General features: G+C 64.7%; 1 protein-coding gene and 1 pseudogene. Both read left to right on the top strand.

Going from position 1 to position 2,097, the window contains the following annotated elements:
* Nucleotides 1-1,062, top strand: a pseudogene (gene mnmA, locus Q0L94_RS17735) (tRNA 2-thiouridine(34) synthase MnmA); the annotation flags it as partial.
* Nucleotides 1,063-1,101: 39 nt separating this feature from the next.
* On the top strand, nucleotides 1,102-2,097 hold a 996-nt coding region (glnS, locus tag Q0L94_RS17730; protein WP_296755985.1), incomplete at its 3' end, for a glutamine--tRNA ligase.

The following is a 2,097-nucleotide window of genomic DNA, read 5'->3' as shown; positions in this document are numbered from 1 at the left end:
GTTGTCGGTCTCTCCGGCGGGGTCGATTCCGCCGTTGCCGCCCATCTGCTGAAGCAGCAGGGCTACGACGTGCTCGGCGTCTTCATGAAGAACTGGAACGACGACGATGGCACCGAACAGTGCACCGCCAGACAAGACTTTCTGGACGTATTGGCGGTCGCCGACGTGCTCGGCATCGAGGTCGATGCAGTCAACTTCGCCGCCGAATACAAGGAACGCGTGTTCAGCTACTTCCTCGCCGAATACCAGGCCGGCCGCACGCCGAACCCCGACGTGCTGTGCAACGCCGAAATCAAGTTCAAGGCTTTCCTCGACGACGCCGTCGCACGCGGCGCCAAGCACGTCGCCACCGGGCATTACGCCGGCAAGGGCCACGATCTTTCCGGCCGCGCAACGCTGCTGCGCGCGCACGACACCAACAAGGACCAGAGCTAGTTCCTCTATCGCCTGAGCCAGGCGCAGCTCTCCCCTGCCCTGTTCCCGCTCGCGCATCTGCCCAAGCCCGAGGTGCGGAAAATCGCCGCCGAGATCGGCCTGCCCAACGCCACCAAAAAGGACTCGACAGGCATCTGCTTCATCGGCGAGCGCAATTTCCGTGAATTCCTCGAACGCTACCTGCCGCGTGACCCCGGCGACATGAAAACGCCCGAAGGCCGCGTCGTCGGCCGGCACCAGGGGCTGATGTACTACACGCTGGGCCAGCGCCAGGGCCTCGGCATTGGCGGGCAGAAAGGCAGCAGCGACGAGCCCTGGTTTGTCGCCGCCAAGGACAGGGCGACCAACACGCTGATCGTGGTGCAGGGCCACGACCACCCGCTACTCAAGCGCAGCACGCTCGCGGCCAGCCAACTCAGCTGGATCGCCGGCGTCGCCCCCGACCCCGGCCGGCCCTACACCGCCAAGACCCGCTACCGCCAGACCGACGCGCCCTGCCGCATCACGATGCTCGGCGCCGACACGCTGGAGCTCGCCTTCGACGCCCCGCAATGGGCGGTCACGCCGGGCCAGTCCGTCGTCCTGTATGACGGCGAGGTATGTCTCGGCGGCGGCATCATCACCTGAACCCGCTACAATCCCCGCATTCCAGATTCCCATCCCGCCATGTCGCACGAAGCCCCCGCCCCCGCCGCCAACTTCATCCGCAACCTAATCGACGAACAGAACGCTGCCGGAAAATGGGGCGGCCGCGTCGAGACGCGCTTTCCGCCGGAACCCAACGGCTATCTGCACCTCGGGCATGCCAAGTCGATCTTCCTGAACTTCGGGCTTGCGCGCGACTACGGCGGCGTCTGCCACCTGCGCTTCGACGACACCAACCCCGAGAAGGAAAGCCAGGAATACGTCGACTCGATCACCGATTCGGTGAAGTGGCTGGGCTTCGACTGGGGCACACACCTCTACTTCGCGTCGAACTACTTCGACACCATGTACGCCTGCGCCGAACACCTGATCCAGGCCGGGCTCGCCTACGTCGATTCGCTCAGTGCGGACGAGATGCGCGCGTATCGCGGCACGCTCACCGAGCCGGGCAAGGACAGTCCCTATCGGAGTCGTTCCGCGGCAGAAAACCTCGACCTTTTCCGCCGCATGAAGGCAGGCGAATTCCCCGACGGCGCGCACGTGCTGCGCGCGAAGATCGACATGGCCTCGCCCAACATCAACCTGCGCGACCCGGCGATTTATCGAATCAAAAGAGCGCATCACCACAACACCGGCGACACCTGGTGCATCTATCCGATGTACACCTACGCGCATCCGATCGAGGACGCGATCGAGCACATCACCCACTCGATCTGCACGCTGGAATTCGAGGACCAGCGCCCCTTCTACGACTGGCTGCTCGACAAGCTCGCCGACGGCGAATTCTTCACCCGCCCGCTGCCGCAACAGATCGAATTCGCCCGGCTCAATCTCACCTATGTCGTGCTGTCCAAGCGCAAGCTGATCCAGCTCGTCGAGGAAAAGCACGTCGCCGGCTGGGACGACCCGCGCATGCCCACCCTCGTCGGCGCGCGTCGCCGCGGCTACACGGCCGAAGGCTTCCGCCGCTTCACCGACCAGATCGGCGTGTCGAAATCCGACGGCTGGATCGACTAC

Source organism: Thiobacillus sp., from assembly GCF_024708915.1.
This window is presented reverse-complemented; position numbering and strand designations above follow the sequence as displayed.